Origin of the sequence: Tatumella ptyseos ATCC 33301, from assembly GCF_000735525.1 — a bacterium.
In the GTDB taxonomy this organism is placed as follows: domain Bacteria; phylum Pseudomonadota; class Gammaproteobacteria; order Enterobacterales; family Enterobacteriaceae; genus Tatumella; species Tatumella ptyseos.
In genome coordinates this window covers 1-1,876 of the sequence record NZ_JMPR01000057.1, presented here as the reverse complement: position 1 = coordinate 1,876, position 1,876 = coordinate 1, and the positions used below count along the sequence as shown (strand labels likewise).

Below are 1,876 nucleotides of genomic sequence, written 5' to 3'. Positions count from 1 at the left end.
TGAATATCCCAACTGACGCAGCTCCTTTTCGGGTGCTTCTGGTTTGGGGTTGTCATCGGTATAAATCATGTCCTCGTCAGTCATGCTGTCGATGCTGCGGATCGCATCTTTCAGCGCACCACCGGCGGCAATGAAACGCAGCTTGTGAACTTGCCGAAAATATTCGAGCGTCCATTCCTGGTCAGCTTCCAGCGTTTCGGGCTTCACGGAATACGTGAACGTCTTCACCGTCTCAAGGATCGCCTTATCGACGCCTCCCTTAACCGCCCGAATATCTACAGACGGCACGACATCAAGACGCATACACTCGCCCCATATCTCCGCCCAGCGCGATTGCTTAGTGTAGTTTTTCCCATTGAAAAACGACGGCGGCACCATCAGCAGGCAGTGGAAGTGCGGATGCGCGTAACCTTTGCGCTTTGCCTCCCGTGTCACCTCTGTCGTGCGTATCCAGCCCGTGACGGCTTTAAACTCTTTTCGCTTAACGAACCGCTGCCATGCAGCGTTCATCGACTTCAGAGTGTCTCTGAGCGATTCAACGGGCACATTAGGGATTGTCAGCGTAAGGAATACCCAACGGGCTTTGGGGTGCTCTGAGAGCGTCTGAGGCAGAAATTCAAGGAACCGGCTCCGATACACGATCTCTCTCCGCTTCTGGCACATAGGGCAGTGTCTGGCGTGGCAGAACTCCGCATAACGTAATTTTAGGCTGATTTCACCGGTTGTTGTGTCGGCCAACTCTGCGAAACGCAGCAGGCCGGTACAATCGTGCATCCGGTGTGCCCACTTCTCGAAGTCACCCGCGCGATACAGGAACTGGCTTACCCGTTCAGTACTCGCACGGAGTTCGTCCCATTTGGCATCCTTGGGACTGTGATCAGACAGAGCAGGGTCTTGGGGTTGGAAATTATGATCATTTTCAGTAGGATAGGACATGCAGCTTCCTTTCAAGGCGGGCTGTGAAGATAACCCGGTGTTTATTGATCTCGACAATCACTAAACTACGGGTTTTTTTTCGACCTGTCAAAACCCCCTCAAACCCGCGCCACGCCTGGCCTAAACCCCTAAAACCAATCCGCGATTTATATTCTATATTATCAAGACAAGGGAAAACCCCGAATTTCACCCCCAAAAATCGCCTCACCAACGCACCGAATTCTGACCCCCGATCACACAAAAAAAATCAAAAACGTTTTATCAGGGCGTTGGCTCACTCTGTGAACCAACACCCTCAAACAGTTTTTTTAACGGGGTGTCGTCAATCAATAAATCGGAACCCTAAAGGGACCCCCGATTTATCGTTTGACGATTTCAGAGAACGGCGAGTAAATCGGATTTTTAAATCGGATTGGCGAGTCGTTTACAGGGTGTCGGGATGTAATCCTGACGACAAGAATGTGTGGCGGTATAGCAAGCACACATCTTGTCCTGACAGGATGTTTGGAGTGCGCCACAGAGTGGCGGTAATACAAACTATATCCTGTCCCGTACTTTAGTTTTGTGAATCGACACATCGTGGCGGTGCTACAAAACATTTCCTGTCCCGTAATTAACACGCATCAAATACCCATCAGGGATCCAAAATATATCCGATAGGGATCCATGAGGTATCCATGAGGTATCCATGAGGTATCCCAAAAAACGGCATAATCAAAGACAGCTTGCGTGCTTAAAAACAAATAAAAAAACCGCCCTGGTAAGCGGTCATTTTCAAAACTCATCGAAAGACAGGACAAGATGTGTGTTTGGCGCACCGCCATCACGATGGCAGCACTCAACACCACTTGGTCAGGGCAAGCCCCGACACCCTAGTTTATTCATCGGCTGCTCTGTCAGCCTTGGTGAATCTTCGATACTTCAACTCGTGCCTTCGCCA

The 1,876-nt window shown here is 50.1% G+C and carries 1 protein-coding gene; it reads right to left on the bottom strand.

Features of this window, described 5'->3' with window-relative positions; all coding sequences use genetic code 11:
- Positions 1 to 936, bottom strand: a 936-nt coding sequence (locus GTPT_RS16545) for a protein rep (RefSeq protein WP_051845745.1), incomplete at its 3' end; no start/stop codon positions are given.
- Between the last annotated feature and the right edge of the window lie 940 nt (positions 937 to 1,876).